The sequence below is a fragment of the Streptomyces sp. NPDC097619 genome (assembly GCF_040302735.1).
Lineage (GTDB): Bacteria > Actinomycetota > Actinomycetes > Streptomycetales > Streptomycetaceae > Streptomyces.
In genome coordinates, this window is record NZ_JBEOSD010000269.1 from 1 (window position 1) to 5,986 (window position 5,986).

Annotated in this window: 7 protein-coding genes; 5 read left to right on the forward strand and 2 right to left on the reverse strand. The window is 74.4% G+C overall.

Translation table 11 applies throughout. The features are described 5' to 3' along the window. Positions 1-83: 83 nt before the first annotated feature. The 4 genes from ABTZ17_RS35935 (at position 84) to ABTZ17_RS35950 (ending at position 3,597) form a co-directional block, all read left to right on the forward strand. Positions 84-1,004 carry an ABC transporter ATP-binding protein gene (locus ABTZ17_RS35935; protein ID WP_352200021.1) on the forward strand — a complete coding sequence of 307 codons (921 nt, stop codon included), beginning with the start codon at positions 84-86 and terminating at the stop codon, positions 1,002-1,004. 3 nt (positions 1,005-1,007) lie between these two features. After that, positions 1,008-1,748: an ABC transporter permease gene (locus tag ABTZ17_RS35940; protein ID WP_352200022.1), complete on the forward strand. Its 741-nt coding sequence runs from the start codon at positions 1,008-1,010 to the stop codon at positions 1,746-1,748. Positions 1,749-1,825: 77 nt separating this feature from the next. Continuing rightward, complete coding sequence (locus ABTZ17_RS35945; protein ID WP_352200027.1) at positions 1,826-2,962, forward strand: sensor histidine kinase; 1,137 nt, start codon at positions 1,826-1,828, stop codon at positions 2,960-2,962. Next, positions 2,959-3,597 (forward strand): response regulator transcription factor, encoded by a 639-nt coding sequence (locus ABTZ17_RS35950; protein ID WP_352200023.1) that lies wholly within the window; start codon positions 2,959-2,961, stop codon positions 3,595-3,597. The genes ABTZ17_RS35945 and ABTZ17_RS35950 overlap by 4 nt, the downstream gene beginning before the upstream one ends. Before the next feature lie 28 nt (positions 3,598-3,625). On the opposite strand, the gene ABTZ17_RS35955 is transcribed toward ABTZ17_RS35950, so the two are convergent. Then, positions 3,626-4,441 carry a transglutaminase family protein gene (locus tag ABTZ17_RS35955; RefSeq protein ID WP_352200024.1) on the reverse strand — a complete coding sequence of 272 codons (816 nt, stop codon included), beginning with the start codon at positions 4,439-4,441 and terminating at the stop codon, positions 3,626-3,628. Then, on the reverse strand, positions 4,438-5,427 hold the full coding sequence (locus ABTZ17_RS35960) for a GNAT family N-acetyltransferase (RefSeq protein WP_352200025.1): 990 nt from the start codon (positions 5,425-5,427) through the stop codon (positions 4,438-4,440). Before ABTZ17_RS35960 ends, ABTZ17_RS35955 begins: the two co-directional genes overlap by 4 nt. Positions 5,428-5,544: 117 nt before the next feature. Between ABTZ17_RS35960 and fdxA the strand changes: the two genes are divergently transcribed. Continuing rightward, positions 5,545-5,874, forward strand: coding sequence for a ferredoxin (gene fdxA, locus ABTZ17_RS35965; RefSeq protein WP_352200026.1), 330 nt, complete (start codon positions 5,545-5,547; stop codon positions 5,872-5,874). Positions 5,875-5,986 lie beyond the last annotated feature (112 nt).

Sequence of the window (5,986 nt, forward strand, 5' to 3'; positions counted from 1 at the left end):
GGCCCCGCCCCCCCCCGCCCCCCGCCCGCGCCCACGACCGGCGACACTGCCGCCGGACCCGCCCCACGGGCGATTCTCGAAGCATGACGACGACGACCGAACGGCCTACCACCACCGACGTGGTGCGCTTCGAGAACGTGACCAAGAGCTACGGCACGGTCCGCGCGGTCGACGGCCTCACCCTGACCCTGCACCCCGGGGAGACCGTCGCCCTGCTCGGCCCCAACGGCGCGGGCAAGTCCTCCACCCTCGACCTCCTGCTCGGCCTGCGCACCCCCGACACCGGCACCGTCAGCCTCTTCGGCGACACCCCCCGCCGGGCCGTGGAGACCGGCCGGGTCGGCGCCATGCTCCAGAGCGGCGGCCTCATGGAGGAGGTGAGCGTCCGGGAGCTCGTCACCCTCGCCTGCGCCCTGCACCCGCGGCCCCGCCCCGTGGACGAGGTCCTCGACCTCGCCGGGGTCACCGCCCTCGCGGGCCGCGCCGTGAACAAGCTCTCCGGCGGCCAGGAGCAGCGGGTCCGCTTCGCGCTCGCCACCGCGGGCGACAACGACCTGATCGTCCTCGACGAGCCCACCACCGGCATGGACGTCACCGCCCGCAACGCCTTCTGGGCCACCATGCGCGAACAGGCCGACCAGGGGCGCACCGTCCTCTTCGCCACCCACTACCTCGAAGAGGCCGACGCCATCGCCGACCGCGTCATCGTCCTGCGCGGCGGCCGGCTCCTCGCCGACGGCACCGCGGCCGAGATCAAGGCCCGCGCGGGCGCCCGCCGGATCTCCTTCGACCTCGACGGGCCCGTGGACGAGGCCGCCCTGCGCGCCCTGCCCCACCTCACCACCGCCTCCGTGCACGGCGGCACCGTCCGCCTGCAGTCCCGCGACGCCGACGCCACCGTGCACGCCGTCTACGGGCTCGGGCTCTACCCGAAGAACCTCGAAGTGGCCGGACTCGGCCTGGAACAGGCGTTCGTCGCCCTCACCGAGGCCCAGGAGGTCTGAACCGTGAACGCCCTGGTCAAACTGGAGATCCTGCGCGCCCTGCGCAACAAGAAGTTCCTGTTCTTCACCGTCCTCTACCCGGCCGCCCTGTTCCTGATGATCGGCGGCACCCAGAGCGGCGACACCCCGGCCCTCGGCGGCCGACTGCCCCTCGCCGCCTACTACATGGTCGCCATGGCCTCCTTCGGCGCCCTGACGGCCGTCCTGATGGGCAACAGCGAGCGCATCGCCAAGGAGCGCGCACAGGGCTGGGTGCGCCAGCTCCGCCTCACCGCCCTGCCCGGCCGCGGCTACGTCCTGGCCAAGGTGGCGAGCGCCGCCGTGGTCAGCCTGCCCTCCATCGTCGTGGTCTTCGTGGTCGCCGCCGTCACCAAGGGCATCCGCCTCGAAGCCTGGCAGTGGGCCGCCCTCACCGGGGTGATCTGGGCCGGCAGCCTCGTCTTCGCCGCCCTCGGCGTGGCCATCGGCTACCTGGTCAGCGGCGACACCGCCCGCCCGGTCACGATGATCGTGTACTTCGCCCTGTCCCTGCTCGGCGGCCTGTGGATGCCCACCGCGGTCTACCCGGAGTGGCTGCAGTCCCTCGCCGCCTGGCTCCCCACCCACGCGTACGCCGCCCTCGGCCAGGCCATCGAGCTCGGCTCCGCCCCGCACGCCTCCGACGTCGCCCTGCTCGCCGCGTACTTCCTGCTCTTCGCGGGCGGCGCCGCCTGGCTCTACCGCAAGGACACACTGAAGGCATGAGCGCCCTCCGGTCCGTCCCGCCCGGCTCCCCGCCCCCCGCCCCGGGGGACCGGGAGCCCGGTGCCGTCCCCCTCGGCATGCACCCCGAGAACCGCCGCCAGCTCGTGGTCAAGATCCTCTGGACCGGGGTCTGGCTCTTCTACCTGAGCGCCCCCGTCATCGACCTCGTGCACGGCGGGCACAGCGCCTGGGCCCGCCTGCTGGGCGCCCTGGGGCTGGTGGCGTTCGTGGGCTGGTACCTGTTCCTGATCTTCCGGATCGGCCGCCGGGCCACCGCCCGCCGGCTGCTGCTCTCGCTCGGCGTGCTGGCCGTGCAGGCCGTCCTGCTCACCCTGACGCTGGGCCGCGAGTGGCTGGTGCTCTTCGTGTACCTGGCCATCGCCTGCGGGGCGGCCCTGCCCGCGGCCCTGTCCCGCTGGGCGGTGCCCGCCGCCGCCGGCCTCCTCGTCGCCACCGGGGCGGTGGTCCCCGAGGGCACCGCCTACCTGGTGGGGCTGCTCGTCCCGGCCCTCCTCGGCGGCTTCGCGATGGCCGGGGTCGGTCAGCTGATCCGCACCACCATCGCCCTCCGCGAGGCCCGGGCCACCGTGGCCCAGCTCGCCGCCAACGAGGAACGACTGCGCCTGGCCCGGGACCTCCACGACCTCCTCGGCCACTCCCTCTCGCTGATCACCCTCAAGAGCGAGCTGGCCGGTCGAATGCTGCCCGACCAGCCGGAGAAGGCCGCCCAGCAGGTCGCCGACATCGAACGGGTCAGCCGACAGGCCCTCGTGGACGTCCGGGAGGCCGTCAGCGGCTACCGCCGCCCCACCCTCCCCGGCGAACTCGCGGGCGCCCGCACCGCCCTCACCGCGGCGGGCATCCGGGCCGACCTGCCGCTCGAACCGGAACTCCCCGAACCGCCCGAGCTCCGCGAGGAAGCGGAATCCGCCCTGGCCTGGGCCCTGCGTGAGGCCGTCACCAATGTGGTCCGCCACAGCGGTGCCGTGACCTGCACCGTCACCCTCCGCACCCGGCAGAGCCTGGACGGGACCCGCCTGGAGCTGACCGTGGCCGACGACGGATCCGGATCCGAAGCGGGGCAGTCCGCTCCGGGCAACGGCCTGACCGGCCTCACCGAACGCCTCACCGCCGTCGGCGGCACCCTCCGCGCCGGCCCCGCCCGACCGGGCTTCCGCCTGGTCGCGGCCGTCCCCCTAGGATCGGCCGCATGACCCCGACCGATCCGGCCGACCCGACCGCCCCCGTACGGGTGTTGCTCGCCGAGGACCAGTCGATGGTCCGCGAGGCCCTGGCCGCCCTGCTCGGCCTGGAGCCCGACATCGAGGTGGTGGCCCAGGTCTCCCGCGGGGACGAGGTCCTCGCCGCGGCCCGCGCGCACCCCGTGGACGTGGCCCTCCTGGACATCGAGATGCCCGGCCGCACCGGCATCGAGGCCGCCGCGGAACTCCACCGGGAGCTCCCCGACGTGAAGATCGTCGTCCTGACCACCTTCGGTCGTCCCGGCTACCTCCGCGGGGCCATGGAGGCAGGGGCCTCCGCCTTCCTCGTCAAGGACGCCCCCGCCGCGCAGCTCGCCGCGGCCGTCCGCCGGGTCCTGGCGGGGGAGCGGGTCATCGACCCCACCCTCGCCGCCGCCGCCCTCGCCGAAGGGGCCAACCCCCTCACCGAACGCGAACGCGAGGTCCTGCGGGCCGCCGCCGACGGCGCCACCAACGCCGAACTGGCCCGCGCCCTGCACCTGTCCCAGGGAACGGTCCGCAACTACCTCTCCACCGCCATCCAGAAGCTCGCCGCCCGCAACCGCACCGAGGCGGCCCGCACGGCCCGGGAGAAGGGCTGGCTCTGAGCCCGGACCGGCTCCGGTCCGGGCGGCCTCAGTTGAGGCGGGCCCGGGCCGCCCCGGCCTGGGCCCGGATCCGGACGGCGGCCTCCGGGTCCACCACCTCCACCAGCTCCGCGTACGCCTCCAGCTCCGCCGCGCCCGTGACGAACTCCCCCCGGCCCACGAGCAGCTGGCCCCGCTCGTAGCGCAGCCGCGCCGGGTGCGAGGGCAGCAGCAGGGCCAGGTCCAGGGACCACAGCCGGACGGCCGAGTGCTCGGGCCGGGCCGCCGCCCAGGCCCGGATGTTGTTCAGGATCCGCTGCACGATCTCGAGCGGGGCCGCGGGCTCCAGGTGCTCGGGATCCAGCGGGGCGCCGGTGGCGCTCACCACGAGCAGTTCCGCGTCCGCCCCCGTCAGCGGCCGGCCCCCCGCGTACGGGTCCACCAGCACGGGGTCCCCCGGATCGCCGAAGCCGACCACGAAGTGCCCCGGCAGGGCCACCCCGTACACCGGGGCCCCGGCCCGCCGGGCCACCTCCAGCCACACCACGGACAGCAGGATCGGCAGCCCGCGGCGGCGCCGCAGCACCTCGTGCAGCAGTGAGGACTCCAGCCGCCCGTAGTCCCCGGGGCCGCCGTGGAACCCGCAGCGCTCACCGAGCAGTTCGGCCACCGCCGAGGCCCAGGCGGACGGGGTGCGCAGCCCGTACGGCAGCAGCCCGGCCAGCCGGTCCAGCTCGATCTCGGCCTCGTCGATGCCCCGGTCGTCCAGCCCCGGATCCGCCTCCGTGGCCAGCAGCAGGCACAGCCGGGCCAGGTCGGGGCGCTCCTCCCGGGCCTCCCGCGCGAACCGCTCCCGGAAGCTCACGGCGCCCGGAAGTAGTGGTAGGTGTGGTGCACGGCGAAGCCGAGGCCCTGGTAGAGGGCGAGCGCGGGGGCGTTGTCCACCTCCACCTGGAGCCAGGCCGCCGAGGCGCCCTCCTCCAGGGCGCGTCCGGCCAGCGCCGCCATCACGGCCGTGGCCAGGCCCTGCCGCCGGAACTCCGGGGCCACCTCCACCGCCGCGAACCCGGCCCAGCGGCCGTCCGTGACGCACCGTCCGATCGCCGCCGTGACCCCGTCCCGCTCCACCCGCGCGAACCACACGGAAGGGCCGCTGCCCAACACCTGCCGGGCCTCGGGACCGGCCGCGGACCGCTGGTACCGGGCCAGCCACGCCTCGTCGCAGGTGCGGGAGAGTCCGACGGGCGAGACGTCCACGGGCAGGTCCGCCAGCGGCGCGAGGGCGCCGATCCGGGTCTCCGCCGAGCCGGTCCGCTCCCAGCCGCGCTCCTCCAGGGCCGCGGCGAGCAGTTCCTGGGCGCCTTCGGCCCCGGTGCCCGCCTGCACGTACGCCGGGAGGGCGCGTTCCCCGTACCAGGCCGTCACCCGCGCGAGTGCTTCGTCGAGCGGCACCCCGGGATCGCCGAGCGCCAGGACGGAGTTGGCGCGGCGGGTGAATCCGCCCGCGGCCCGCAGCGTCCACTCCCCGAGCGGGGCGCTCTCGACGGGCTGCCAGGAGCGCGCCGCGATCCGGGTCAGCTCGGCGTAGCCGGCGGCCGGACCGCGGCGCCGCGCCGGTGCCGCGGGCACCGTCTTCCCCGCGACCAGCGAGGACTCGGGGACGCGGACCGTCTCACCGTTCTTGCGTGTGATCAGGAGCACACCCGCGTCCCAGGATGTGAGAACGCCGACCGCGTCGGTGAACGCTTCGGCTTGGCCCCGCTCGGGGTTCAGGAATCGCACGCTCACTCGTCGACCCACGTCATCCAGGGTAATTCGGACTTCGAGCCGTCCGCCGGCAGTGATTTCCACGGCTGTGTGCGCCCCTCCTGTTCGGATCGTGCCCGGGAACGGAGATACTAGGTGCGGGCATCGACGACGCCGCGCTCCCGCGCGATATGGAAAGCCCTACCGAGGAGGAACGAGAGCGTGACCTACGTCATCGCGCAGCCTTGTGTCGACGTCAAGGACAAGGCGTGCATCGAGGAATGCCCCGTCGACTGCATCTACGAGGGCCAGCGGTCCTTGTACATCCACCCGGACGAATGTGTCGACTGCGGCGCCTGTGAGCCGGTCTGCCCGGTCGAGGCCATCTTCTACGAGGACGACACCCCGGAGGAGTGGAAGGACTACTACAAGGCGAACGTCGAGTTCTTCGACGAGCTCGGTTCGCCCGGTGGTGCCTCCAAGCTCGGCCTGATCGAGCGCGACCACCCCTTCGTCGCAGCGCTTCCGGCGGACATCAACCCGGCGCACTGATCCACCGCCCCGGTCGGGCGCCGGCTCCGCCGGTCCGTCCCGGGCTGTCTCCGGCGCGAGCCGTCTCCGTCCCGCGGCGGATCACCCGGACGGCTCAGCCTCACCAGGACAC